Source organism: Prevotella sp. E13-27 (genome assembly GCF_023217965.1).
GTDB lineage: Bacteria > Bacteroidota > Bacteroidia > Bacteroidales > Bacteroidaceae > Prevotella.
Map to the genome: position 1 here is coordinate 1110478 of NZ_JALPSC010000002.1, position 26787 is coordinate 1137264.

The window sequence follows — 26787 nt, forward strand, 5'->3', positions numbered from 1 at the left end:
TATTAGAACACTTCGCGCGTTTGGTTAGATCTCTCGCAGCGTTTGGCATAAACGCACTTGAGCATCATTCAAATATACTGCAAAGGTACGAAAATAATAATGAAACACCAAAAATCGTTATAGCGTAACTTGCATATTTCTTTTATTCTTTGACATTTCGTCGTCTTGGCCCAAATCGTGACAATGACATCGTGACAACGTGACATTAAGGAATTTCATGATACGCAAACTATAGTTAATAATAATATATAATATTATTATATATTATTATTATATATTCTTTCTTTCAATTTATCACTCTTAATCCTTCTTTATGTTGAATATCCTTAATGTCACGATGTCACTTTGTCATTGTCACTATTTTATTACTACATCTTGAACCTCATTCCTACCACAGCAGATATACCAGGCTGAGGCACATTGCCATAATCTACATAGCTGGTATTCAGCAAGTTATTAGCCTCCGCATAGAAAGAGCAATGCGATGACTGTGCCCATGAAAGACGAGCATCAACGATGCCGTAAGGCTTATAACTTTCGTAACTACCATCGAAAGTAGTGTAGCCTCCGACACGATTTTGCCATCGATAATAGATGTTCATGTCAAGTTTTTTGCTAAGATTCAGGTCACATTGAGCCGTAAACTTATGCTTCAGATACTCCAAAGCATACTGCGAAACAATGTTTTCGTACTCTTTTTTGTCTTGTTCCATGAAGTTGTAAGCAACCTTGAAAGAACGCAAAAAACGCTGAGATGGGAAGGCTTTTGCAGCATTAAGTAAAACAGAAGCTTCAAAGCCATAACTATTTATGCGAGTGAAGTTTACGCTTTTCCATTCAGCTTGTTTTCCTTTAGAAATGTCCATTATCCAGTCAATCAAATGACTGCCTTGATGATGATAAAAACTCACCTTCGATTCCAGCATTTCCGAGTCATATTTCACACCTAAATCCAAAGCTTTCATTTCTTCAGGCTTCAAATGAGGGTCGGCAGCATAGCCCTGAAGCTTGTAATACATCTCTGTGAACGACGGAAGTCGCATGGAAGAGTTGTATCCGGCAAAGATTTTTACCCCATTTCCAAGCTTATAACTCACGTCGATGCCTGGGTAAAAGCGCCACGACATGTCGCTCTGAGTGCTTTTTGAAGCCACCACACCTGCTGAGACAACCAAGCGTTTAAGCAGTATATTATGCTCCAGATGTAGTGAAGTATTGGTGCGACCAATGCCACGAGTATAGTCACGGTCTGTACCACCGATATGGTGATTATGAGCCAAAGGCTCGCCCAGATTACCACTCAAAAGCTCTTCACGACGCATCTCACCGCCAAAAGCAGTACGCCCAAGCGTCCAGTCGAGATAACTGTTGAGCGAAGCGCCATAGACATTGCAGAGATTATAGTTGAATTTCATCTTTTCGGGCTTGTCGCGATAGCCTTCATAGCGATCCTTGTGAAGATTCCAGTAAAGGGCAGGACGCAGATGCAGAGCGCCACGCTTATTCTCCCCTTGAACAGACGCCATCACCTTCGTAACGTGCTCATACTGGTCGTCGGCCTGCCATTTAGGCGAAGCATAAAACGTGCTTGAACCCCAGCCCTTATCGGCTATTCCGGCATACCACGAACAGCTTACGGCATCGCTGTCAAACAAGCCCTGATAGAAAGCCTTGCTGCCACTGAAATCGGTATTCAAACCACCTGCTTGCGAACGACTGAAGCCATCGCTACGCTTGTAGCTGCCCGAGAGCTGATGAGAGAAAACAGAGGCGGAAGAAGACGTGACATTGGCCACAAACGAGGCCTTACCATAGCCGAAGGACCCTCCTTCAAGCCCCACGTCGGCACTCGCAACAAGCGCCCTACCCTGCTGTGCATCAACGAGTTGTCGCTTCTCGTCAGTACGAGGTTGCGCACGGGTAACAATGTTGATAGCACCAAGCAGCGACGAAGTGCCATAGGCACGACTCGCAGGTCCCTCAAGCACCTCAATGCGCACAATCTCGCTAAGCTCTACAGGCAGTTCCATGACATTATGGGCCGTCTGAGGGTCGCAGATATTAATACCGTTAAGGAGGATTGCAACTTGTTCCTGAGTTCCACCTCTGACGCTGATGTCCGTCTGGGCTCCAATTGCTCCACGCTGACGCACATCAATGCCTACAGCCAACTTCAACAAGTCATTAACACTTTGTACTGGCGCCGCCTGAATATCCTCACGGCTCAGTACAGTTACCATTCTCGCCGCCTGGCTCTGAGCCAACGGCGCTCGCGATCCGGTGACGCCTACGTCGTCGAGCCACACCTCACGCTGAACCCTTGCAGAATCGACACGCCACACTTCATCGCTGATGCTGTCGGCTTTTGCAGAGGAAAGCGTTGCCACGCTCAGCACGGAGATAATAACCTCGCGTCCGAGACAGGCAAAGAGAGAGTAGCCCTTCCGTTTGAACTGACGGAAGACGAGCACCTCACGCTTCATAAAAACTGGTTTGTACATAAAAAAATTTTTTAACGAATTACACAAAAAAACCGTCCCTTTTGTGTAAAAAAGCCGTCTCTTTTGTGCAAAAACGGCGCAAAGTTAGCAAAAATCGAGGAAAAATCAAAACACAAAGGAGCAAAAGACAAATAAAATTTCAAAGATTTCGGAAAGAATGGCAGTAATACATTTTTTTTTCGTACCTTTGCACGAAAATAATGAACGCATACAAAATTTAATAAAGAGATTAAAGATGATTACAGTAACGAATCTGGCGATTCAATTTGGAAAAAAGGTTCTCTACAAAGACGTGAACCTGAAATTCACAGGTAACAACATTTATGGCGTGATAGGCGCCAACGGAGCAGGAAAGTCAACCCTGCTCAGAGCGATCAGCGGTGAGCTCGAAGCAAACAAAGGTACTATCGAACTTGGCCCAGGCGAGCGCTTGTCGGTGCTTGAACAGGACCACTTCAAATATGACGAATATTCAGTCATGGACACCGTACTCATGGGACACGCCCCTCTGTGGAACAACATGAAGGAGCGCGAAGCCCTCTATGCTAAGCCGGAGATGACTGAAGAAGACGGTGTGAAGGCAGCCGAACTGGAGATGGCCTTCGCCGAGATGAACGGATGGGAGGCCGAGAGCGAGGCAGCACAGCTGTTGCAGAACCTCGGAATAAAGGACGACCGTCACTACATGCAGATGGCAGACATGTCGAACAACGAGAAGGTGCGCGTCATGCTGGCAAAGGCTCTCTTCGGACACCCTGACAACCTGCTGCTCGACGAGCCTACCAATGACCTCGACCTCGACACCGTGCAGTGGCTTGAGGAATATCTCAGCTCGCTGGAGCAATGCGTGCTCGTGGTAAGTCACGACCGTCACTTCCTCGATGCTGTGTCAACACAGACCGTAGATATCGACTTCGGCAAGGTGACACTGTTCTCAGGCAACTACTCTTTCTGGTACGAGTCAAGTCAGCTCGCGCTGCGTCAGGCTCAGAACCAGAAGATGAAGGCCGAGGAGAAGCGCAAGCAGCTGGAAGAGTTCATTCGCCGATTCTCTGCCAATGTGGCAAAGTCAAAGCAGACCACATCGCGCAAGAAGATGCTTGAGAAGCTGAACGTGGAGGAAATCACGCCTTCAACACGCAAATATCCTGGCATCATCTTCCAGATGGAGCGCGAGCCAGGAACACAGATACTCGAAGTGGAAGGACTGAAGGCCACCGACGCTGACGGAACAGTACTCTTCGACAACGTGTCGTTCACCATCGAGAAAGGTCAGAAGACAGTATTTCTGAGCCACAACCCGAAAGCAATGACAGCGCTGTTCGAAATCATCAATGGCAACCGCGAGGCTGACGCAGGCACATTCAAGTGGGGCGTAACCATCACAACGGCATACCTGCCACTCGACAACACAGAGTTCTTCCAGTCAGATATGAACCTCGTGGACTGGCTGTCACAATACGGTACAGGCAACGAAGTGCTCATGAAGTCATACCTCGGACGCATGCTCTTCCGCGAAGAAGACGTGCTGAAGCATGTCAACGTGCTCTCAGGTGGTGAGAAAATGCGCTGTATGATTGCTCGCATGCAGTTGAAGAATGCCAACTGTCTCATTCTCGACACGCCGACAAACCACCTCGACCTTGAGTCTATCCAGGCATTCAACAACAACCTCGTACAGTTCAAGGGCAACATTCTCTTTGCTTCTCACGACCATGAGTTCATCCAGACTGTGGCTGACCGTATCATAGAACTGACGCCAAAGGGCACCATAGACAAGCTGATGCAGTATGACGACTACATCTACGACGAGCAGATAAAGGAGCTGAAAGAAAAGTTGTATTCTTAAAAACTTATTTCGGCACGGTTTTTGCTACATAACAGCAAAACAATTAAACAGCAAAACTATGACAGAAAAAGAAGAATATACTCCACAAAGTGAGAGTGAAACCCAGAACATGAAAGAACAAGAAGAGAATTTGGAAAGCTCAGAATACTCAGAAGATTCTGAAATTTCAGAAAACTCCGATAATTCAGAAAACTCTGAAACCCCAGAAGAGAAAGACCCGCTGGCAGCCGCTCAGGAAGAGATAGCCGACCTGAAGGACAAGTACCTGCGCCAGGTGGCAGAGTTCGACAACTACCGCAAACGTACGCTCAAAGAGCGCGCAGAGCTCATACTGAATGGCGGTGAGAAGGTCATCACCACCCTACTCCCTGTGCTCGACGACATGGAACGTGCTATAGAAAACGGCGCAAAGACCGACGATGTGGCTGTACTGCGCGAAGGTATTGAACTTATCTATCACAAGCTGACAAAGGTGCTCGAGGGTCACGGAGTAACGAAAATCGAAACCGAGAATGCCGACTTCGATACCGATGTACACGAGGCTGTGGCAATGGTTCCAGGCATGGGCGACGACAAAAAAGGCAAAGTGATTGACTGCCTCACCCCGGGCTACAAACTCAACGACAAAGTAATTCGCCACGCCAAAGTTGCCGTTGGTCAGTAAAGTAAATAGTCAAATTGTGAAATAGTCAAATAGTCAAACAGACAGAATGGCACAGAAAAGAGACTACTATGAGGTGCTGGGCGTTGAGAAAAACGCATCAGAAGACGAGATAAAGAAGGCATACCGAAAAATTGCCATAAAATATCACCCAGACCGCAACCCTGGCGACAAAGAGGCAGAGGAAAAATTCAAGGAGGCTGCAGAAGCCTACGATGTGCTCCACGACCCGAAGAAGCGTCAGCAGTATGACCAGTTCGGATTCAACGGTCCTATGGGCGGCGGATTCGACGGATTCGGAGGCGCTGCGATGAACATGGACGACATCTTCTCAATGTTCGGCGACATCTTCGGAGGTCACGGCTTCGGAGGAGGATTCGGTGGCTTCGGAGGAGGCGGTGGACGCGGACGTCAGCAGATGCGCGGCGGAGACCTCAGACTGAAGGTTAAGCTCACGCTGGAAGAGATAAACAAAGGCGTGACGAAGAAGTTCAAAGTTCGCAAGGACATTGAGTGCAGCCATTGTCACGGAAGCGGTGCAGAGGGAGGTAGCGGAAAGGAGACCTGCCCCACATGTCACGGCTCGGGCGTCATCACCCACACCACACAGAGCATCTTCGGAATGATGCAGACCCAGGGCGTTTGTCCCACTTGTCACGGCTCAGGTGAGGTGATAAAGAACAAATGCCACGAATGCGGTGGCACCGGCGTGGTGAAAGGTGAAGAAGTGGTAGAGATAAACATACCTGCTGGCGTAGCCGAAGGAATGGTTATCAACGTGCCAGGCAAAGGCAACGCAGGACCAAACAACGGCATCAATGGCGACATACAGGTGTTCATAGAGGAAGAACCTAACGATACCTTCGTTCGCGATGGCAACGATCTCATATACAATCTGCTGCTCGACTTCCCCACAGCAGCACTCGGAGGCGAAGTGGATGTACCTACGATTGAAGGCTCAAAGCTGAAAATTAAGATTGAAAACGGAACACAACCTGGAAAAACGCTGCGACTCAGAGGAAAAGGTCTGCCTGCAGTACAGGGCTATGGCAACGGACGTGGAGATCTCGTTGTGAACATCAGCGTTTACGTGCCAAAGACTCTGTCACGCGAAGAGAAGCAAATGCTGGAACAGATGAAGAACAGCGACAACTTCAAAGGCGACAAGCAGACACACGACTCAATATTCAAGCGTTTCAAGAACTACTTCTCTTGATATGAGTGTTGATAAATACAAACCATCATGAAATATAAAGAGGCAATCGACTATCTCTATAGCCAAGTACCGAGTTACGAGAAACAAGGTGCATCGGGCTACAAGGAGGGACTTGACACCACGTTGAAGCTCGATGAGCACTTCGACCATCCACATGAGCACTTTCGCTCAATACATGTGGCTGGAACAAACGGAAAGGGCTCTGTGTCACATACAATAGCTGCACTGCTACAGGTGTTCGGCTATCGTGTGGGACTCTACACATCACCCCACCTCGTAGATTTCAGAGAGCGCATAAGAGTAGATGGCAGGCCTATCTCAGAAGATTATGTTTGCGACTTCCTCAGCAAGGAGCAGCAGTTTCTCGACACGCTGTCGCCATCATTCTTCGAGATAACTACAGCAATGGCGTTCAAATACTTCCGCGATATGGATGTTGACATTGCCGTGATAGAGGTAGGTTTGGGAGGAAGACTCGACTGCACGAACATCATCACTCCAATACTGTCGGTCATAACAAACATTTCATTTGACCACACACAGTTCCTGGGCTCTACACTTGAGGAGATAGCAAGAGAGAAAGCCGGAATAATAAAGACTGGAGTGCCCATAGTCATTGGCGAGACACAGCCAGAGACACGCCCCGTCTTCGAAGAAGTGGCAAAAGAGAAAAAAGCACCCATCTACTTTGCAGAAGATGACGACGAGAAAGAAGTCATCTCGGCTACGCCACAACCCAACGGAACGATCCTCTACAAGTGCAAACATCTTGCAGAATTCACAGGAGAGTTGGGCGGCATCTATCAGACAAAGAACACAAACACCATACTTGTGGCTATGCACCGTCTGGTGGACGCAGACTACCTCTGCCAATGCTATGACCCAGAGAACAACAGGAAGATTCAAGAGGAGATGACCCTCGCCTTCATGAACGTTAGCAAAATAACTGGACTGCAGGGACGCTGGCAGACGCTACATGAAAATCCGAAGGTAATCTGCGATACTGGTCACAACGTGGCAGGATGGGAATACATTTCCAAACAGCTGCAGACCGTAAAATGCAATAAGATGCATATAGTAATAGGTATGGTTGACGACAAGGATATCTATGGAGTGATGAACCTCCTACCCAAAGACGCCACCTATTATTATACTAAGCCAGACACAAAGAGAGCATTCCCGGAAACATCACTCCAAGTATTCGGAGAGCAGTTCGGACTTCACGGACAGTGTTTCCCAAATGTAGCCGATGCTGCTGATGCAGCCATCGATATGGCAAATACAGACGACTTTATCTTCATTGGAGGAAGCACTTATGTGGTTGCAGATTTCATGAAATCAAGGCAATCTTAGAGTGAAAATTTCCTCAATAAAAATAGAAGAGAAGACAATTAGCTGTTTTTAACACCAATTTTTCGCCGATATGCTTGTGCATGTCGGCTTTTTTTTGTTATTTTGCAACAAATACAATAACCAAAACCAAACAATTATGGCAAACACAACAGAAAATGCGAATCTTTGTGGTCTGAAGCGTGAAGACTTCCAGACCACTATCAATGGTAAGAAAACTGATTTGTACATCCTGCGCAATCGCAAGGGTTACGAAGTAGCAATTTCAAATTATGGTGGTGCTATCTGCGCTATCATGGTGCCTGACAAGAACGGCAACGTTGGCAACGTCATTCAGGGACACGCCAACATCGAGTCGCTCATGAGCGGCAACGAGCCTTACCTCTCTACCCTCATCGGACGCTGGGGTAACCGCATCTGCAAGGGTCAGTTCATACTGAACGGCAAAGAGTATCAGGTAGCTATCAACAATGGTCCTAACCATCTGCACGGAGGTCTGAAGGGCTTCAACGCAAAGGTTTGGGACGCTCGTCAGATGGGTCCACGCTCGCTGGCTCTCCACCGCGTTTCTTCTTACGGTGAGGAAGGCTACACAGGCGAACTCGACGTAACAGTAGAATTCACATTCACAGACCAGAACGAGCTCGTGCTTGAGTATTTGGCAACAACCAACAAGAAGACCATCGTGAACCTCACTCATCACGCATTCTTCTCACTTGCTGGCACAGCCGACCCAACACCAACTATCGACGATCTGATTTGCGAAATCAATGCCGACTTCTATCTCCCAACAGACGCGACAGCCATTCCTACAGGCGAAATCCTCAAGGTTGAAGGCACACCATTCGACTTCCGCAAGCCAAAGGCTATCGGCAAGGACATTGATGCAGACAACGAGCAGATTAAGTTCGGCAACGGCTATGACCACAACTACGTGCTGAACAAGCAGGAAGAAGGCGAACTGAGCCTCGCAGCTAAGCTGACAGAGCCAAAGAGCGGACGCACAATGGAATGCTGGACCACAGAGCCAGGCATGCAGCTCTACACAGGCAACTACCTCTGCGGCTACAAGGGTGCCAACGGCGCTACATACCCACGCCGCTCAGCTGTTTGTCTTGAGACTCAGCACTTCCCCGACTCTCCTAACCGTCCATACTTCCCAAGCGTGGTACTGAACCCAGGAGAGCGCTACAAGCAGAAGACCATCTATAAGTTCGGCATCGCAGAATAATAGTTCATATGTTTGCTCATGGTAAACGATTTGTTTGCCATGAGCAATATATTTTTGCTAATGAAAAATCACTAATAATTAATAACTATGTCACAAAAACAAACACCGAACTATCTGTTCCCCTTGATTATTGTGTTCATTGTGTGCTTCCTCATTGGATTTATCACCACAATGAACAACTCTATGATTGCGTTCCTTTCTCAGGCATTCAATCTTAGTGCACAACAAGGTCAGTATGTCAACACAGCATTCTATGGCGCTTACTTGTTAGCTATCCCATTTGCCATGCTCATGAGCAAGATTGGCTATAAAGGTACATTGCTACTTGGATTAGCTGTTGCAGGCATTGGCTTCGTTATCAATTCTTTTGGAATTAACTGGGCCATTGATGCTGGTGCAAACGTCTATATCGTTTTCTTGCTCTCTATGTGTATTGTTGCCATGGGAGTAGTAATGCTTCAGAACGTAGCCAACCCCTATGTGATGGTATTGGGCAAACCTGAAAGCGGAGCGTTCCGCATGACCCTGTCACAGGCACTGAATTCAGTAGCAACGACCGTTGCCCCAATGTTCATTACATATATCATCATAGCAGGTAAGACACCAGCTCCTGAATATGTTCCCGGACCATTCCTTGGATTAGGTATCTTCACACTAATCATCTGCGGCATTCTTGTATTCCTCAAGCTCCCGAAGATTGACGAAGGCAAGCAAGCAGAAGAAGAATCTGGCGAGAAGAAAGAATACAAGTCAAGCGTCTTCAAATATACACATGTTTGGCTGGGTGCACTGGGAATCTTCATGTACATGGGTGTAGAAATTGGAGTACCCTCGATGCTTCCATATCGTTTCCAGTTGCTTTATCCTGATATGGACTCAGCAGCATTAGCAGCCCTTTGTACAAGCTATCTGTCATGGTACTGGGGTGGTATGATGGTTGGTCGTTTCGTTGGCGCTGGTATTCTGACAAAATTCGAGCCACGCAAGCTGCTCACAGCTTGTCTATGCCTTGGTGCCGCATGCATTCTCCTATCTTTGCTTACCGCAAGCTCAATGGTAGGCATTTGGTTCATGTTGGCTGCTGGTCTGTTCCACTCAGTAATGTGGCCACTCATCTTCAACCTTGGTCTGCAAGAGCTTGGTCCTCACACTAAGGCCGCCTCAGGCGTTATTAACACTGGCGTAATAGGTGGAGCATTGCTCATGCCTGTAATGGGAGCTGTAGTTGACGCTGCTGGCATTATTATTGCGATGTGCCTCATGTTTATATTCTATGCATACATCATTTGGTTCTGCAACTTTGGCAGCAAGATCGGCATAAACGTGAAATAACTTTTATACTATTAATAATTAAAACTATTAAGCTATGATTGACATTGAATTTGTAAGAAGCCGCTTCATCAAGCACTTTGACGGAAAAACTGGTAATGTTTACACATCGCCTGGTCGTATCAACCTGATTGGTGAGCACACCGACTATAATGGCGGATTTGTATTCCCAGGAGCAGTAGATAAAGGCGTTACAGCAGAGATGCGCGCTAATGATACAGAAGACACTGTGATGGCTTACGCTATCGACCTTAAGGACCGCGTGGACTTCAAACTTAGCGACCCTGCAGGTCCTAAGGCATCATGGGCTCGCTATATCTATGGTATCGCACTCGAGATGAAGAAGCTTGGCGTTCCCGTTAAGGGCTTCAACATTGCTTTTGCTGGTGATGTTCCCCTTGGTGCAGGCATGTCTTCTTCTGCTGCTATGGAGAGCTGCTTCGCTTGCGGTCTGAACGACATCTTTGGCGAGAACAAGGTTTCTCAGTGGGATATGGTTCTTGCTGGACAGGCTACTGAGCACAACTACTGCGGTGTGAACTGCGGCATCATGGACCAGTTCGCTTCTGTCTTCGGCAAGGCAGGCTGTCTGATGCGCCTCGACTGCCGCAGCCGCGAGTTCGAGTATTTCCCATTCAAGCCCGATGGCTATCGTCTTGTTCTGCTCGACTCTGTCGTTAAGCACCAGCTGGCAGGCTCACCTTATAATGATCGTCGCAACTCTTGCGAGAACGTTGTTAAGCACATCCAGGCTAAGCACCCAGAGGGCAAGTTCGAGACATTGCGTGACTGCACATGGGAACAGCTTGAAGAAGTAAAGGGCGAGGTAGGTGAAGAGGACTACAAGCGTGCTAAGTTCGTTCTTGGCGAGAAGGACCGCGTGCTTGCTGTCTGCGAAGCCCTGAACGAAGGTGACTACGAGAAGGTTGGCGAGATGATGTACAAGACTCACGAGGGGCTGTCAAAGGACTACGAGGTTTCTTGCGAGGAACTCGACTTCCTGAACGATGTTGCAAAGGAGAACGGCGTAACAGGTTCTCGTATCATGGGTGGCGGTTTTGGCGGATGCACCATCAACCTCGTTCGCAACGACCTCTACAAGAAGTTTGTTGATGACGCTAAGAAGCGCTTCAACGAGAAGTACGGTCATGAGCCAAAGGTTTACGATGTTGTCATCGGCGACGGCTCACGCAAGCTCTGCTAACTCAAATAAGTAGCACAAAAAAAAACATCACTATCCTGTTGGGTAGTGATGTTTTTTTATATCTATCGTTTTTTATCCGTTCATAGACAGAAGGAACTCCTCGTTGTTGCGAGAATGAACCAGTCGGTCTCTTACCATATCCATTGCCTCGATAGGATTCATCTCAGCTATGAACTTACGTATTATCCACATGCGGTTGAGCGTCGTAGAATCCTGAAGCAGGTCATCGCGACGAGTACTTGACTGAACAAGGTCGATAGCTGGGAACACGCGTTTGTTAGAGAGCGAGCGTGAAAGCTGAAGCTCAGAGTTACCTGTACCCTTGAACTCCTCGAAGATAACCTCATCCATCTTTGAACCAGTATCTATAAGTGCTGTAGCAATGATGGTAAGTGAGCCTCCGTTCTCAATGTTACGTGCAGCTCCAAAGAAACGCTTAGGCTTCTGCAGGGCATTGGCATCAACACCACCAGTAAGAACCTTACCACTGGCAGGAGCAACTGTATTATAGGCACGAGCCAGACGAGTTATTGAATCAAGGAAGATAACCACATCGTGACCACACTCCACCATTCGCTTTGCCTTCTCGAGCACAATACCTGCAATCTTTACGTGACGGTCGGCAGGCTCGTCAAAAGTAGAAGCGATAACCTCTGCGTTGACGGTGCGGCTCATATCTGTCACCTCCTCAGGACGCTCGTCGATAAGAAGCATCATGATGTATGCTTCAGGATGGTTGGCAGCTATAGCGTTGGCAATATCTTTCATCAGAATGGTCTTACCGGTCTTTGGCTGCGCAACGATAAGAGCACGCTGTCCCTTACCTATTGGAGAGAAAAGATCCACGATACGTGTTGACGGATTTGTGGTTGCAGGGTCGTTGCAAATCATGAACTTCTCCTCAGGGAAGAGAGGTGTGAGATGCTCGAAAGATACTCTGTCACGAACCTCAGACGGATTACGTCCGTTAATCATGTTCACATTTGACATAGCGAAATACTTCTCTCCGTCGTGTGGCGGACGCACGGTGCAGTCAACCACGTCACCAGTCTTCAGACCATATTTCTTAATCTGCTGAGGAGCAACATAGATATCATCAGGAGAAGACAGGTAGTTGTAGTCGCTTGAGCGGAGGAAGCCATATCCGTCCTGAAGAATCTCAAGAACACCATTGCCTGGTATGAGATCCTCAAAGTCGTAGTTTCCATTCTGCTGTGAAACAGGTGTCGGAGTTGATATAGGCTGGAATGAAGTATCTACATGTTGTGACACGGGACGGTCGAAGATATCGAGTGTAGGCATTGCCGACTGATCCTCAATAGGGAGGTCAACTACAGGAATGAAGTCTGTTCCGTCGTTAGGGTCGCCATCCCACACCCCGTCAGGATTTGGCTCATAGAATGAATCCAGGTCTGGCTGTGTCAGACGACCATTCATCTTTTCCTGAAGCTGAGCTACAAGTTCCTCTTCATCGTTCGACACATTATTATTATAATTATCACTTGCCTCTGGAACAATGTCAAGTTCTGCTGCGTTGCCTTCTTCTGCAGCATTCTGCATTTCAGCAGGCATCTCTGCATTGTCAGCACCGTCGTTCACCTCTGTTGCCTTTGCCTTCTCAGCTTCTTCAGCAGCAATCGCAGCAAGTTCAGCTTTCGACTTTCTTCCACGACGCTTAGGCTGAGCTGCAGGCTTCTCTTCATCATTTGTTTCAACTTTTGCATTACTTTTCTCTTCTGTGTTGGCTGCTTCAGTGTTTTTCTTTGAAATCCTTGTGCGCTTACGCTTTGCGGTAGCACCTGTTGCGCTGTCTATCGCAGCCTGGTCAAGAATGGCATAGACCACCTTTTCCAATTCATCGTTCTGTGAAACCTCCACACCTAGTTCGGCTGCAATAGTAAGCAGCTGGGCAGGTTCCATCTGTTCTAATTCTTCTTTGTTATACATAGTATAAGCCTATAACTTTTACTTTAAAAAAATCTTGTTGGAATTGTAGTTAAGGAAAAAAGTTCTGTAACGAACTAATTCTGCGCTTCACAGAATGCGAAGCTAAGGAGATATTCCTTTTGTGGATGCAAAGTTACACATTTTCATCCAAACATTAGTTAAATGAAACAGAAAAAACTGACGAGTTACAAAAAATTAACAGTCGATAACAACTCTCGTTTGTCAATTCTACGCTCTCAATTCTTAATTCTCAATTTCCAATTCTCAATTTCCTCACTCTCCCCTTGCTAAATTTCCTTAATACGCTCAAAAAGCATCACCTATTTTAGGTAATTGTAAGAAAATTTACTATCTTTGCAGCCCAAATACGCAACAATAAGCGACACATTATTTTATACTATTTTATATTTTATAAAATTACACAATGATTTATTCAAAGGAAGTTGAGAACATGTGCGTTGTGGCCAAAGGCCCCAACCACGGTCCTGCACCCATTCCCGAAGAGGGCAAGTGGATTCAGGCAAAGGAGATTAAGGACATTTCGGGTTACACCCACGGTATTGGTTGGTGTGCTCCTCAGCAGGGTGCCTGCAAACTGAGCCTTAACGTTAAGGACGGTGTTATTCAGGAGGCTCTCGTTGAGACTATCGGCTGCACAGGTATGACTCACTCTGCTGCTATGGCTTCAGAGATTCTGCCTGGTAAGACCATTCTTGAGGCTCTGAATACCGACCTCGTTTGCGATGCTATCAACACCGCTATGCGTGAGCTCTTCCTGCAGATTGTCTATGGTCGCACACAGAGTGCTTTCTCTGAGGGCGGTCTCGTAATCGGTGCTGGTCTGGAAGACCTCGGTAAGGGTCTGCGTTCACAGACAGGTACACTCTATGGCACAGTTGCTAAGGGTACCCGTTACCTCGAGCTTACTGAGGGTTACATCACCAAGCAGTTCCTCGATAAGGATAATCAGGTTTGCGGCTACGAGTATGTACACCTGGGCAAGATGATGGAAGCTATCAAGGACGGTATGGACGCTAACGAGGCTGTGAAGAAGTTCACAGGTTCTTACGGTCGTACAACTGCCGAGCAGGGAATTGTGAAGGTTATTGATCCACGTAAAGAATAAGAGGAGGACAGACACATGATTAGAAAAGTATCATTCGAGAGCTACGAGCGTCGCATCAATCAGGTGCTGGCTGCTCTTAAGGAGAACGGAATCAATAGCATTGAAGAGGCTAACGAGATTTGCGAGAAGGCTGGTATTGATCCTTACCAGATGTGTGAGGAGACTCAGCGTATCTGCTTCGAGAACGCTAAGTGGGCATACGTTTGTGGTGCTGCTATCGCCATTAAGAAGGGCGTAAAGAACGCTGCCGAGGCTGCTGAGGCTATCGGTATCGGTCTGCAGAGCTTCTGTATCCCCGGTTCTGTGGCTGACGACCGTAAGGTTGGTCTAGGTCACGGTAACCTGGCTGCTCGTCTGCTCCGCGAGGAGACTGAGTGCTTCGCATTCCTGGCAGGTCACGAGTCATTCGCTGCTGCTGAGGGTGCCATCAAGATTGCTGAGAAGGCAAACAAGGTTCGTAAGAAGCCCCTACGCGTTATCCTCAATGGTCTTGGCAAGGATGCAGCTATGATTATCAGCCGCATCAATGGTTTCACATACGTACAGACTCAGTTCGACTACTATACTGGCGAGGTTAAGGTTGTTAAGGAGACTCCTTACAGCGACGGTCCTCGTGCAAAGGTAAAGTGCTATGGCGCTGACGATGTTCGTGAGGGTGTTGCTATCCTGTGGAAGGAGAACGTTGACGTTTCAATCACAGGTAACTCTACCAACCCAACCCGCTTCCAGCACCCAGTAGCTGGTACTTACAAGAAGGAGCGCGTGCTTGCTGGCAAGCCTTACTTCTCAGTAGCTTCAGGTGGTGGTACAGGTCGTACTCTGCACCCAGATAACATGGCTGCAGGTCCTGCTTCTTACGGTATGACTGATACCCTTGGCCGTATGCACTCTGACGCTCAGTTCGCAGGTTCTTCTTCTGTTCCTGCTCACGTTGAGATGATGGGCTTCCTCGGCATCGGTAACAACCCAATGGTAGGTGCAACAGTATCTATCGCCGTTGAGATTGACCTTGCCCTGAACAAGAAGTAATCAGAACTAATTTCTTCGCACGTCGGAGAATTAATAAAAACACGCGTATCGCAAAAACGGTACGCGTGTTATTTATTTTGCGTAAAACGCCTGTATTTTCTCAAGATAGCTCTCGCCTACCCTGCGTCCTATTTCGTAAATACGCTGCATGAGCTGTGGATCATGAGATATGTGGCCAATGGGAATCTTTTTCTCAGGACGTATCACGAGGCAGCGTCCTTCACGCTCAGCCTGAGCTACATATTCGAGTTGATGATTATACATGATGTGTCGATTCTTCATTGCCTCAATCATGTTGGGATAGTGACGAAGAGCTATTCGCATGAGCGGCATGAGTTTATTTGGTCCCTTCTGGTAACCAAGAGGCTGAGTCAGAATGACAACATTATTCCTATAGCCCAACGACTCGAAATACTCAAGGGGTATAGAGTCAGAGACGCCACCGTCGAGAAGTTTATAGTCATCAAGCTGAACCACTCGCGAAGCCAAAGGCATCGAAGCCGATGCTCTTATCCAGTCATAGCAGTTGTGGTCAGCTTTAGTCAGTTGACGGTAAACGGGCTTACCCGTCTCCACATCAGTACATACCACGTGGAACTCCATTGGGTTGGAGTCGAAAGCGTCGTCGTCGAAAACATCATATTCCTTTGGTATGATGTGATAGCCAAACTCGGCATTAAAATAGTCGCCGGTGGTAAGCAGAGAGCGCACTCCGCTGTATCGCGGATCTTTGGCGAAGCGCACATTATAACGTATTGCACGTCCAGGCTGACGCGATTTATAGTTACAGCCAAAGGCGGCACCTGCCGACACTCCGATGAGTGCATCAGGAGCCACGCCGTTTTCCATCATCACGTCAATGATTCCTGCTGTCCAGAGTCCTCTCATGGCTCCGCCTTCAAGTACGAGTCCGTTTTTCATGCTATCAACATGTGGGAAAAAGTAATATTCAAAAAAATGGTTCAGACTGCAAAAATACTACTTTATTTTTATTTTCCTACACGCAGGAATGTTTTTTGAAAATTATTTCTGCAAAATTTGGTAAAGTAAAAATTATTACCTAACTTTGCACTCGCTTTTCGCGCAAGGCTCCAGTCCTGTTGGAAAGCAGTCGGCCGACATGGCTCAGTTGGTAGAGCAACGCATTCGTAATGCGTAGGTCCCCGGTTCGAGTCCGGGTGTCGGCTCCAAGATAGTCCATTGACTTTCTGATTAGTTTATTTAAAAAGGTTTGGGAAGATTTCTTCCCTTTTTTATTGCGGAATTAGCTCAGTTGGTAGAGCATTGGCTTCCCAAGCCGAGGGTCGCGGGTTCGAGTCCCGTATTCCGCTCCCAAACCAATTAGTTAGAATACAACCACTATTCTTACTAAACACAAGCAGCATTTTTACTAAACACAACCGCTTATATTATTAAAGACAACTCCTGAGAGTTGTCTTTGAGTAATCAGTCTATTGCGCCGATGATTTCTTTTACTGAGTGACATCCGTGACGCTCAAGCCAATCGTTTATTCCGTCGCGAATCTTCATCGTGACAGCCGGGTCAATGAAGTTTGCTGTGCCCACCTCTATCGCTGTTGCGCCACACATGAGGAACTCAATAGCGTCTTCAGCCGTCATTATGCCTCCCAGTCCTACTACAGGAATACCAACAGCCTTTGCCACCTGATATACCATTCTCAGGGCTACTGGCTTAAGGCAAGGACCGCTCAGTCCGCCAGTACCTATTGATAGAAGTTTTCGACGGCGCTCTATGTCAACAGCCATTCCCATCAGAGTGTTGATGAGCGACACGCTGTCGGCACCTTCTGCCTCTACCGCCTTTGCTATATCCACGATACTTGTCACGTTTGGCGACAGCTTTACAATGAGTGTCTTGTCATAACGCTTGCGTACAGCCTTCACCACGCTCGATGCTCCTTCACATGTAACTCCGAACGCCATTCCGCCGTCGCGCACGTTTGGACACGATATGTTCAGCTCTATGGCAGGAATACGCTCCAGTTCGTTAATGCGTGCGGCACACTCGGCATAGTCCTCTGGCGACGAACCGCTCACATTTACTATGAAGTTGGTGTCTATGTCTTTCAGTTCCGGATAGATGTGCTCGCAGAAGTAGTCCACGCCCTTGTTCTGCAGTCCCACGCAGTTGAGCATGCCCATTGCTGTCTCTGCCATTCGCGGATAGTCGTTGCCTTCGCGAGGCTTCAGCGTTGTGCCTTTAACTATGATGCCTCCTATCTGGTCGAGCTCTACAAAATCCTGAAACTCCAGTCCGTAGCCGAAGGTGCCTGAAGCCGTCATCACGGGGTTCTTCAGCTGCAGGTCTTTTATCTTTACGCTTAAATCTGCCATAACAATTGATCAATATTAAACACCGGTCCTTCCTTGCACACACACACATTGCCCTTAACCGTCTTCTCCACACAGCAGAGGCAGGCTCCCAGTCCGCAAGCCATAAGATTCTCGAGCGACACCTCGCAGTTGAGGCCAGATGCTTTGGCATATTTGGCCACAGCCTTCATCATCGGCGTTGGTCCACAGCTGTAGATTGTGTCAAACTTATTCTCCTTCAACAGCGAGTGCTGTGTCACAAATCCTTTCTCTCCTTCAGAGCCATCCTCGGTAGTGACATATACCTGTCCATACTTTGAGAACTCGCTTATCAGCAGTAAGTCTTTATTTGAGCGGGCGCCAAGCAGGAAGATTACTTCGTGACCTTTTGCGTTAAGCTCAGCACCGAGATTCAGCATCGGAGCCACTCCCACTCCACCTCCTACTAGCAGCAGTCGGCGTTTGGGCTCACTCTCAGCAGGCAGAGAAAAACCGTTTCCGAGGGGCAGTACACAATTCAACTTGTCGCCCTCCTTCAGTTGCGCCATACGCTTTGTTCCGTCGCCTACCGTAGCCACAAGGAGCCACAGCTCATTTGCTTTCTTGTCAACGTAGCAGATAGAAATCGGCCTTCTCAGAAATGTTGTCTGTGAGCCGTCAACGCGCACTTCCACGAATTGTCCGGGAAGCATCTCTGGCAATGGTTGTTCATGAGTGAGCTTCAACAGCACATACCTCTCATGCAGTCTCTCTACAGACCTAACAGTCAAGTCAAGAATTGTTTTTTTCATCTAAAGAAAAGTGTGTTATAATTTGGATTGCAAAATTACGAAAAGTCGGGCGAAATACAAAAGGTATACACAAAAAAGCATTCCATTTTTATTGAATTATCAAATTATTCCGTACATTTGCATTTTAAAACGAACAAGAACCAACAACTATTTCACTACGAAGAATATGAAGAACGTCATTTCTGCATTTCTGCTTACTGCTTTTTCCTTCACGAGTGCAGCCGCACAAGAGTGCCCACTCATAGGCAACGTGTTTGCACGCAACACCACATCGCTCAACGGACAGTGGAACTATATTGTCGATGTTCAGGAGGAAGGCTACTACGACTATCGCATGAATCCCACACGCTGGGGCTTCTTCCTCAACGCCAAGCCGCAGCGCCCTGAAGACCTCATAGAGTATGACTTCGACAAGGCTGCAACTATGCGCATACCTGGCGACTGGAACACCCAGGACGAGCGTCTGTTCTTCTACGAGGGCACGGTGTGGTTCAAGAAGTCGTTCCGCCACAAGAAGCAGGAAGGCAAACGCACGCTGCTCTACTTCGGTGCCGTGAACTACGACTCCCACGTCTATGTCAACGGTCATCATGTAACCCATCATGTGGGCGGCTTCACTCCGTTCAACATCGATATTACAGACCAGCTCCACAATGGTGACAATTTCGTCATCGTGAAGGTTGACAACAAGCGCCATAAGGATAATGTGCCAACACAAATCTTCGATTGGTGGAACTATGGCGGCATCACCCGCGACGTGCTCCTTGTTGACGTGCAGCCCACTTATGTAGAGAACTACAGCCTTCAGCTGGCCAGTCTCGAGGGACGCCGTCTGACGTTCTACCTGAAGCTCAACAAGCCCGAGGCAGGCAAGGAGATTCAGCTCCGCATACCCGAACTGAAGATAAAGAAGAAGCTCACCACCGATGCCAACGGGTGCACCAACATTGCCATTAAAGCAAAGCCTGTGCTTTGGACTCCCGAAACTCCTCGCCGCTATCGTGTTGAGATTGAAATGAGCGGCGAGACACTCGTTGATAGCATCGGTTTCCGCACCATTGAGACACGCGGCAAAGAGATTCTGCTCAACGGCAAACCCATCTTCCTCAAGGGTGTGAGCATGCATGAGGAGAAGACCGACGGCGGCGGACGTGCCAACGGCACCGAAGATGCCCACAAGCTGCTCTCTATGGCCAAGGAGCTTGGCTGCAACTTCGTGCGCCTTGCCCACTATCCCCACAACGAGTTCATGATTCGCGAGGCCGAGCGCATGGGCATCCTCGTGTGGAGCGAGATACCTTGCTACTGGACCATCTCGTGGACTAACGAAAAGACCTTCAAGAACGCTCAGCGCCAGCTTACCGACATGATACGCCGCGACCAGAACCGCGCCAACATCATCATCTGGAGTATTGCCAACGAGACTCCCCACTCTGCCGAGCGCGACCGTTTCCTCGGACGCATGGCTCAGTATGCGCGCTCCATTGACAGCACCCGTCTCATCTCTATGGCTATGGAGGTGACGTCGGCTTCCAACTACAAGAACCGTCTGCAGGACAATATGCACGAGTTTGTCGATGTGGTAAGTTTCAACCAATATATCGGTTGGTATCGCGACGTCAACGATGCTCCTAAGATGGAATGGGAAGTGCCCTACGAAAAGCCAGTCATCGTGAGCGAGTTTGGCGGTGGAGCGAAGTATGGCTATCACGGACCTAAGAACTTACGTTGGACTGAGGAGTTCCAAGAGAATCTCTACGAACAGAACCTGCGCATGCTCGACAAGATTGAAGGTCTCTCGGGCACTACACCTTGGGTACTGAAGGACTTCCGTTCACCTCGTCGCGTCCTCGACGGCATTCAGGACTACTACAACATGAAGGGACTATACTCTGACCGCGGTGAGCGCAAGAAAGCGTCCTATGTGCTGCAGGAGTGGTATAAGACGAAGTAGTGGTGAGAGATTAGAGGTTAGAGGTGAGAGGTTAAAAGTGAGAGGTTAGAGGTAAGAACATATTTTTTATAACATGAATAATAAGAAAGACATTTCGAAGAAATACTATATCATTGCGGCCACAGCGAGTCTTGTTGCCATCATCGCGCTGGTCATCTACTATTTCTTCACAGGCTTCAGTCATCAGCAGCAGACACAATACGTCTATATCGATGACAACGACAACATCGACTCCGTGTTCACCAAGCTCTCGGCAGTTGGCTCTCGCCACGGCTCGTCGGCATTGTGCACCCTTCTGCGCCACAGCGACTACGAGTCAGACATTCGCACCGGTCGCTTCGCCATTGAGCCTGGCGATGGTGTCATTACCGTCTTCCGCCGACTGAAGAACGGACAGCAGAGCCCAATCATGCTCACCATCCCCGAGAGCCGCACCGTGCGTCTGCTCGCCTCCGCTTTGGGCAAGCGACTGATGATTGATAGCACCACCATTGCCTGTGCACTCATCGATGAAGTCTATTGCCGCCAGCTGGGCTACACACCTCAGACCATCCCCGCCATGTTCGTACCTAACACCTATGAGGTCTATTGGAACACCAGTCTCGACAAGCTGATGCAACGCATGAAGAAGGAGCACGACAAGTTCTGGGCAGGCGAGCGCACTCAGAAGGCCGAAGCCATAGGACTGAGCCCCGACGAGGTGTGCACCCTTGCCAGCATCATAGACGAGGAGACAGCCAATACCGCCGAAAAGCCCATGATAGCCGGCATGTATCTTAACCGCCTTAAGACGGGTATGCCCCTTCAGGCCGACCCAACCATTAAGTTTGCCCTTGGCGACTTCTCAATCAAGCGCATACGCCACGGCATGCTCACCGTTGAGAGTCCCTACAACACCTATCAGAACGAAGGTCTTCCTCCCGGCCCCATCAAGGTGGCAAGCATCAAGGGCATCGATGCAGTTCTTAACCGTGTGGCTCACGACTATCTTTACATGTGCGCCAAGGAAGACTTCTCCGGCACCCATAACTTTGCCGTCACATACAAAGAGCACCTTCAGAATGCTGCTCGCTATTCGAAGGCGCTCAATGAAAGGGGGCTTTAATTTTTTTCGATTAATCGACTTCTCGTTTAAACGATTAAACGTTTTAACGATTAAGCCTTATTCCGACAACATCGTGACCTCTATGCGGCGTCCCTGGCGCAGCAGTTCGCGGGCCATCTGTTTTACTTCGTCGGCGGTTATCTGCTCACACATGAGGCAGTAGTCGCGGTCGAAGTCCTCGTTGTCCTCTATCTCGTGACGCAGGATATAGTTCCAGTAGTCGTTGGTTATGGCAAACTGCGCATACTGCTTTATGAGATATTTGCGCACCTTATCCATTGATGACTGTAGCGGTCCGTTCTCTGCAATATTTTCCAACTGTCGGTAGATGATAGGATTGAGTTCCTCATACCTATCAGGATCGGCATTATATGCTATGCGTAGCATAGCGCCATACTCATCTTCACGCTCCAGTTCGAAGCCCACGCTTACGCCATAGGTGCCGCCCTTTTCCTCGCGCACAGAGTCTGTGTAGGCTATTGAGAGACAACGCTTCAGGAAGTCGAGCACAAGGTCGTTCTTAGCCGTGAAGGGCACCTTAGCCGTGTAGTATATGCTGACGTTTGCCAGCGGAGTAGCCATCTTCTTACGGAACTGCTTGGTGAAATTGCCTGCCACCACCTCTGGCACATTGGCACGATTTGCGCGCTCGTGCTTGTTAGTTGCCGGCAGCGAGGCGAGATACTTGCAGAGCATTGGGCGCAGCTGTTCAAGACTCACGTTGCCAATGATAGTCACCTTGAAATTCGACGCATCGGCGAATCGCTCACGGTATATCTCGAGTATGCGGTCGTAGTTGGCCTGGTCAAGACGTTCCTTCGTCGTTGGAGCCACGCGCGGATGGTGTCCGAAGAGTGTGGCATTGATAGAGTCGTTATAGTCAACCTTCGGCGATGCGTTTCTGTTGGTCAGGAACGAGCGTGTACGGCTCAGCAGTCCCTCAAACGCCTTGTCGTCGCGTCGTGGCTGTGTGAAGTACAGATACGACATCTGAAGCATCGTCTCCAGATCCTTAACCGAGCTCGTACCGTTTATGCCCTGTGCCTGTGAGTTGATGAAAGGCTGCAGGCGTACCATGTGACCTGTCAGTCTCTTGCGCAGCTTGATGGCGTCAAACTGCCCCACTCCGCCCTCTACTACGGCGCTGCTCAGCAGAGCGAACTGCGGTATGTCCTCATCGCCATAGAGCGACGTGCCGCCCTCGCCCTTGATGCTCATCTGCACCTCGTCGGCCTGGAACGTCGTTGGCTTCACATAGACCTCCATTCCGTTGCTCAGCTTCAGCAGAGTAAAGCCGTGCTTGAATGGCTTCTCGCTTACTATGGTGCCCGCCTTTGGCTCGTTAGCGATAAGACTCATATTGTCGAGGTTCTCCTCCATATATGGACTGTAGCTCAGATGCTGAGTAGCGCTCACCACCCGCTCTATGTCGTGTTCGCTTGGAAGCACGAGCTCAGGCTGGTCTGGAGCATAGACCAGCATCACCTGGTTGCGGTCGGTAATGAGTTGCTTCACACCCTCGTTCACCTCTGACAGCGTCACCTCATTGTTCATGCGTTTCATCAGCTCATAGCGAGCGTCGGCTGAGAGCATAGGCTCTGCTGCGAGGAAGTGCTGCACACACAGGTTCACGAGCGTAGAGTTGCGGCGATCGTCACGATTGTTCCAGTGGCGCTCAGCTGCTGCCAGCTGCAACTTCTTCGCGCGGTCCAGCTCCGGCTGAGTGAAACCATGCTGGCGCACTCGCTCGGCTGCAGCCACACCACTTATTATACTTCCCAGCACATCGTCCTGCCTGCAGCTTATGCTCATAGTGAAAGCCTCCTTTGTGCGGCTCACAAAGAACTGGCTGGCGCGGCCCGTAGCGCTTAGGAACGGCGTGTTCTTGTCCTGACGCATCTCGTTCAGGCGGCTGTTCATCATCACACCAATGAGTCCATCGATATAGTTCGAACGGAAATAGTCCACCGTGTTCTTCTCTGCGTCGGGCGTAGCGTCACGCTTCATGTAAAGATGCGCTATGACCATTGGCTGCTCGCGGTCACGCTCTATGTGTACCATCATCGAGTCGTTGTCGGGCACAGGATAATACACCCTCTCGGCAGCATTCTTCGGCATAGGTATAGAGCCGAAGATTTTCTTTATCTTCTTCTCCACCTTCCGCGTATCTATGTCGCCCACAACTATTATTCCCTGAAGGTCGGGGCGATACCACTTGTGGTAGTAGTCGCGCAGGTCTTGGTAGGCGAAGTTGTCCACTATGTCCATCGAGCCAATTGGCAGACAGTCCTCATACTTCGAGCCCTTGTAGAGATAAGGCATGGCGTTCTCCATGAGTCGCTGCATGGCCTTTCCTGCACGGCGTGTGCGCCACTCTTCGTGTATCACGCCACGCTCCTTGTCTATCTCCTTGTCCTCAAGCAGCAGATAGTGGCTCCAGTCGTGTAGCACCAGCAGGCACGAGTCTATTATACCCTCGCGCTTCAGCGGAGCCGAGCCAATGTGATATACCGTCTGGTCAACCGATGTATAGGCATTGAGGTTTGCTCCGAACTTCACTCCTATCGACTCACACCAGGGCACTATTCCCAGTCGCTTGCCTTTGCCGGGGAAGTTCTTTGTGCCGTTGAAAGCCATGTGTTCCAGGAAGTGTGCCAGTCCTCTCTGTCGTGGCTCCTCAAGTATTGAGCCCACACGTTGTGCAATATAGAAGTCGGCCAGACCCGCCTCCTTTGCATTGTGGCGAATGTAGTAGGTCATGCCGTTCTTCAGCTTTCCCACCACCACGTCAGGATCTTGCGGCAAAGCCTCTTGTGCAGTAGCATAAGAGCATGTTGCCAGCATCGAAACAAATAGGATAATTTTTCTCATATTATCGTTTTATAGGTTTTCTGTTGGCAAAGTTACAAAAAAACGAGAGAAGAACAAAGAAAATCACATTTTCTTTTTCTTCCGAGTGCCTGTAACTTCGGCGAAGCCAAAGTTACGAAAAGTCGAGAGAAATACAAAACAAAAGCTTATTTTTCTTTTCATTTTCGATTCAGCGTGCCACAATTCGCAAAGGGCGTGGCCAATGAACTGCTATGGGCACTGGAGAGCCTGATATAAGAAGTGAAGAGTGAAGAATCACAGTATCACAAATCACAGTTTTAAAAAAGGGTACCCTCAAATCAAAAATCTTCCCCTCTAATAATTGTAACTTATTGATTATTAGATATATATATAATATATATAGTTATAAATAAGAAAAAGGGGATACCCTTTAAAATAAACTGTGATACTGTGATTTGTGATAGCGTAAAAAAATAATTAACTTAAATAATTAATAGTCAATTAATTACAAATTTTTAGCCACACCACTCCGGCGATGCCTAACCTCGGAAAAGGCACAGAAATTGTGAAATCACTTCTCTAATAGGCTTAAAAACACATATTTTCCCCTTCGTTTTTGATGCTTTTCCCTCACTTAGTGCATTATATCAGCAACGCAGAAATTCAGCTTATTGACTTATTTTTAAGGAAATGTGCGGCAAACGACGCATCTCGTTGCAGATTTTGCAACAATAAGCGTCAATTGTGAGTATAATTATAAACAAAAAAGCGTTTGGCCTAAACGCTTGGAGAGTTCTTACCAAACGCTCCTGGCGTTCTTACTAAACACTCGGAGCGTTCTTACTAAACACTCGGAGCGTTCTTACTATTTCCATTGTACAAAGCAGAAAACATTATGAAATAGAGAGTTTTCTTGCCTTTTATCAATAAAATGAACATTTTTTCCGAAAATAAACACAAAACTCTTGCGTAGTTAAGAAAAATTTATTAATTTTGCGACATAAACAACAATCAACCAAGGGGGTAAAAAGCCCTTTCCAATAACTTTTTGACAAAGATCACACATGAAATTGCACGATTATAGTTCACCCTTCGAAACGATTTCGAGAACATGGCTGACAAAGATTCTTTCAGCCCTGCTTCTTTTCGTCGTTTCGGCAGCCCAAGCTCAGAAGGTCATACCTTTGGCGAGAAGCACGAGCGACGGACTGTCTGTCTATATTGACAGCATCCAGTTGGCGCCTCTTGCTGACACGAGCCACTACGGGTTGCAGTTCCGCTTTGCCGTGAAGGGCGGCAAGGTGCCGCAGGGAGAGCAAGTAATTATCAGTCCACACCTATCGTCAGGCGGCAATATAGCGAACTTCCCCACCATGACCATAGACAACAAGTGGATTTATTACCATAAGCTCAGGGGAGACAGGGACATACCGCCATTACCTATATTATATAAAGACCAGAACACTACCGCCTATATGCATTATGGGCAGACTGTTGTCTCTGCTGACTGGATGCAGTCGGCTTCGCTCGCCTTCCGTGTTGACCGCGTAAGCGCCAGTGGGGTCCTGTTGTCCAGCAAATCTTTTATTTTACGCGCGCCCACGCCCGTTTATAACGTGTACAAGGAAGCCGACAGCTACTCAGAGGAAATACAGCATCTGTATGACCGTGCCTATGTTGACTTCCCCATAAACCTCACGAAGATATATCCAAACTATCACAACAATGCCCGTGAGCTGGGTCATCTGCGTCACACCATAGACAGCGTGAACCGCGACAGCACCATCAGGATTATACGTATCGACATCAAGGGCTATGCCTCGCCTGAAGGCCCTTATGACAACAACGATCGTCTGGCACGTGGACGTACTAAGAGTCTGGCGCGCTTCATTGCCGACAGCACCAACGTACCGTCCTCGCTGTTCCATACTTCCTACGAGGCTGAGGACTGGAAAGGACTGCGCATGTTTGTCGATACCATCACTACCATTGGCAACCGCGAGGAGTTGCTTCGTATCATTGATAGCAACCGCGAGCCCGACGCCAAGCTGGCCTACATCAAGACTACATATCCTGAGGAGTATGCCATAATCAAGAAACACGCTCTCCCCTACCTGCGCCATACCGACACTCGTATCGACTACACTCTGAAGCGCGTGCAGTTCACGCCAGGTGCCGAGCGCATAGACACTATCTACCGTCTGCAGTTCGATTCGCTGGCCATCTGGCCTGAGCTTTGTGACGGTGGAGCATCTTGCTATATTCCTCGCCGCGAGTTGCTGGCTATTAAGACCAACCTGCTGTTCTATTGAGCCTATATTCCTGGCT

General features: G+C 48.4%; 18 protein-coding genes and 2 tRNA genes. 14 read left to right on the forward strand and 6 right to left on the reverse strand.

Features of this window, described 5'->3' with window-relative positions; translation table 11 throughout:
* Positions 1-368 precede the first annotated feature (368 nt).
* Positions 369-2501: a TonB-dependent receptor plug domain-containing protein gene (locus M1L52_RS13810; protein WP_248615617.1), complete on the reverse strand. Its 2133-nt coding sequence runs from the start codon at positions 2499-2501 to the stop codon at positions 369-371.
* 235 nt (positions 2502-2736) lie between these two features.
* Here M1L52_RS13810 and M1L52_RS13815 point away from each other — a divergent pair, with 235 nt between their 5' ends.
* The 7 genes from M1L52_RS13815 (at position 2737) to galK (ending at position 11341) form a co-directional block, all read left to right on the forward strand.
* Entirely contained in the window at positions 2737-4350 is a 1614-nt protein-coding gene (locus tag M1L52_RS13815) for an ABC-F family ATP-binding cassette domain-containing protein (RefSeq protein ID WP_248615618.1), read from the forward strand.
* A 58-nt stretch (positions 4351-4408) separates the two neighbouring features.
* The gene (locus M1L52_RS13820) at positions 4409-5014 is read left to right on the forward strand and encodes a nucleotide exchange factor GrpE (RefSeq protein ID WP_248615619.1); all 606 of its coding nucleotides are present in this window, start codon (positions 4409-4411) and stop codon (positions 5012-5014) included.
* A gap of 46 nt (positions 5015-5060) precedes the next feature.
* Entirely contained in the window at positions 5061-6227 is a 1167-nt protein-coding gene (dnaJ, locus tag M1L52_RS13825) for a molecular chaperone DnaJ (RefSeq protein WP_248615620.1), read from the forward strand.
* A gap of 27 nt (positions 6228-6254) precedes the next feature.
* Complete coding sequence (locus tag M1L52_RS13830) at positions 6255-7580, forward strand: bifunctional folylpolyglutamate synthase/dihydrofolate synthase (protein ID WP_248615621.1); 1326 nt, start codon at positions 6255-6257, stop codon at positions 7578-7580.
* Between the two features lie 136 nt (positions 7581-7716).
* Entirely contained in the window at positions 7717-8808 is a 1092-nt protein-coding gene (locus M1L52_RS13835) for an aldose epimerase family protein (protein WP_248615622.1), read from the forward strand.
* 87 nt (positions 8809-8895) lie between these two features.
* The gene (gene gluP, locus M1L52_RS13840) at positions 8896-10140 is read left to right on the forward strand and encodes a glucose/galactose MFS transporter (RefSeq protein ID WP_248615623.1); all 1245 of its coding nucleotides are present in this window, start codon (positions 8896-8898) and stop codon (positions 10138-10140) included.
* 37 nt (positions 10141-10177) lie between these two features.
* On the forward strand, positions 10178-11341 hold the full coding sequence (gene galK, locus M1L52_RS13845) for a galactokinase (protein WP_248616089.1): 1164 nt from the start codon (positions 10178-10180) through the stop codon (positions 11339-11341).
* 72 nt (positions 11342-11413) lie between these two features.
* On the opposite strand, the gene rho is transcribed toward galK, so the two are convergent.
* Entirely contained in the window at positions 11414-13288 is a 1875-nt protein-coding gene (gene rho / locus M1L52_RS13850) for a transcription termination factor Rho (protein WP_248615624.1), read from the reverse strand.
* Positions 13289-13712: 424 nt separating this feature from the next.
* Here rho and M1L52_RS13855 point away from each other — a divergent pair, with 424 nt between their 5' ends.
* Both M1L52_RS13855 and M1L52_RS13860 read left to right on the forward strand, forming a co-directional pair.
* On the forward strand, positions 13713-14414 hold the full coding sequence (locus M1L52_RS13855; protein ID WP_248615625.1) for an iron-sulfur cluster assembly scaffold protein: 702 nt from the start codon (positions 13713-13715) through the stop codon (positions 14412-14414).
* 15 nt (positions 14415-14429) lie between these two features.
* Complete coding sequence (locus tag M1L52_RS13860; protein ID WP_248615626.1) at positions 14430-15443, forward strand: GGGtGRT protein; 1014 nt, start codon at positions 14430-14432, stop codon at positions 15441-15443.
* A 72-nt stretch (positions 15444-15515) separates the two neighbouring features.
* On the opposite strand, the gene M1L52_RS13865 is transcribed toward M1L52_RS13860, so the two are convergent.
* Complete coding sequence (locus tag M1L52_RS13865) at positions 15516-16364, reverse strand: patatin family protein (protein ID WP_248615627.1); 849 nt, start codon at positions 16362-16364, stop codon at positions 15516-15518.
* Positions 16365-16557: 193 nt separating this feature from the next.
* Between M1L52_RS13865 and M1L52_RS13870 the strand changes: the two genes are divergently transcribed.
* Both M1L52_RS13870 and M1L52_RS13875 read left to right on the forward strand, forming a co-directional pair.
* Positions 16558-16633 (forward strand) — tRNA-Thr (locus tag M1L52_RS13870).
* A gap of 68 nt (positions 16634-16701) precedes the next feature.
* Positions 16702-16774, forward strand: a tRNA-Gly gene (locus M1L52_RS13875).
* Between the two features lie 115 nt (positions 16775-16889).
* Here M1L52_RS13875 and M1L52_RS13880 read toward each other — a convergent pair.
* Together M1L52_RS13880 and M1L52_RS13885 are read right to left on the reverse strand one after the other, a co-directional pair.
* Positions 16890-17798 (reverse strand): dihydroorotate dehydrogenase, encoded by a 909-nt coding sequence (locus M1L52_RS13880; protein ID WP_248615628.1) that lies wholly within the window; start codon positions 17796-17798, stop codon positions 16890-16892.
* Positions 17786-18568 (reverse strand): dihydroorotate dehydrogenase electron transfer subunit, encoded by a 783-nt coding sequence (locus tag M1L52_RS13885; RefSeq protein WP_248615629.1) that lies wholly within the window; start codon positions 18566-18568, stop codon positions 17786-17788. The genes M1L52_RS13880 and M1L52_RS13885 overlap by 13 nt, the downstream gene beginning before the upstream one ends.
* Before the next feature lie 166 nt (positions 18569-18734).
* Here M1L52_RS13885 and M1L52_RS13890 point away from each other — a divergent pair, with 166 nt between their 5' ends.
* Together M1L52_RS13890 and mltG are read left to right on the forward strand one after the other, a co-directional pair.
* On the forward strand, positions 18735-20522 hold the full coding sequence (locus M1L52_RS13890) for a glycoside hydrolase family 2 protein (protein ID WP_248615630.1): 1788 nt from the start codon (positions 18735-18737) through the stop codon (positions 20520-20522).
* A 73-nt stretch (positions 20523-20595) separates the two neighbouring features.
* Positions 20596-21627 (forward strand): endolytic transglycosylase MltG, encoded by a 1032-nt coding sequence (mltG, locus tag M1L52_RS13895; protein ID WP_248615631.1) that lies wholly within the window; start codon positions 20596-20598, stop codon positions 21625-21627.
* A gap of 57 nt (positions 21628-21684) precedes the next feature.
* On the opposite strand, the gene M1L52_RS13900 is transcribed toward mltG, so the two are convergent.
* Positions 21685-24498, reverse strand: coding sequence for a M16 family metallopeptidase (locus tag M1L52_RS13900; protein ID WP_248615632.1), 2814 nt, complete (start codon positions 24496-24498; stop codon positions 21685-21687).
* Positions 24499-25523: 1025 nt separating this feature from the next.
* On the opposite strand from M1L52_RS13900, the gene M1L52_RS13905 reads away from it, so the two are divergent.
* Positions 25524-26771, forward strand: coding sequence for a hypothetical protein (locus tag M1L52_RS13905; protein ID WP_248615633.1), 1248 nt, complete (start codon positions 25524-25526; stop codon positions 26769-26771).
* Positions 26772-26787: the final 16 nt, after the last annotated feature.

Excerpts from the sequence above, each read along its gene's own strand:
- dnaJ (WP_248615620.1), top strand. The coding sequence starts at position 5,061 with ATGGCACAGAAAAGAGACTACTATGAGGTGCTGGGCGTTGAGAAAAAC.
- M1L52_RS13810 (WP_248615617.1), bottom strand. The coding sequence starts at position 2,501 with ATGTACAAACCAGTTTTTATGAAGCGTGAGGTGCTCGTCTTCCGTCAG.
- M1L52_RS13880 (WP_248615628.1), bottom strand. The coding sequence starts at position 17,798 with ATGGCAGATTTAAGCGTAAAGATAAAAGACCTGCAGCTGAAGAACCCC.
- M1L52_RS13885 (WP_248615629.1), bottom strand. The coding sequence starts at position 18,568 with ATGAAAAAAACAATTCTTGACTTGACTGTTAGGTCTGTAGAGAGACTG.
- M1L52_RS13815 (WP_248615618.1), top strand. The coding sequence starts at position 2,737 with ATGATTACAGTAACGAATCTGGCGATTCAATTTGGAAAAAAGGTTCTC.
- rho (WP_248615624.1), bottom strand. The coding sequence starts at position 13,288 with ATGTATAACAAAGAAGAATTAGAACAGATGGAACCTGCCCAGCTGCTT.
- M1L52_RS13860 (WP_248615626.1), top strand. The coding sequence starts at position 14,430 with ATGATTAGAAAAGTATCATTCGAGAGCTACGAGCGTCGCATCAATCAG.
- M1L52_RS13820 (WP_248615619.1), top strand. The coding sequence starts at position 4,409 with ATGACAGAAAAAGAAGAATATACTCCACAAAGTGAGAGTGAAACCCAG.
- M1L52_RS13830 (WP_248615621.1), top strand. The coding sequence starts at position 6,255 with ATGAAATATAAAGAGGCAATCGACTATCTCTATAGCCAAGTACCGAGT.
- M1L52_RS13835 (WP_248615622.1), top strand. The coding sequence starts at position 7,717 with ATGGCAAACACAACAGAAAATGCGAATCTTTGTGGTCTGAAGCGTGAA.
- gluP (WP_248615623.1), top strand. The coding sequence starts at position 8,896 with ATGTCACAAAAACAAACACCGAACTATCTGTTCCCCTTGATTATTGTG.
- M1L52_RS13865 (WP_248615627.1), bottom strand. The coding sequence starts at position 16,364 with ATGAAAAACGGACTCGTACTTGAAGGCGGAGCCATGAGAGGACTCTGG.
- mltG (WP_248615631.1), top strand. The coding sequence starts at position 20,596 with ATGAATAATAAGAAAGACATTTCGAAGAAATACTATATCATTGCGGCC.
- M1L52_RS13890 (WP_248615630.1), top strand. The coding sequence starts at position 18,735 with ATGAAGAACGTCATTTCTGCATTTCTGCTTACTGCTTTTTCCTTCACG.
- M1L52_RS13855 (WP_248615625.1), top strand. The coding sequence starts at position 13,713 with ATGATTTATTCAAAGGAAGTTGAGAACATGTGCGTTGTGGCCAAAGGC.
- M1L52_RS13905 (WP_248615633.1), top strand. The coding sequence starts at position 25,524 with ATGAAATTGCACGATTATAGTTCACCCTTCGAAACGATTTCGAGAACA.
- M1L52_RS13900 (WP_248615632.1), bottom strand. The coding sequence starts at position 24,498 with ATGAGAAAAATTATCCTATTTGTTTCGATGCTGGCAACATGCTCTTAT.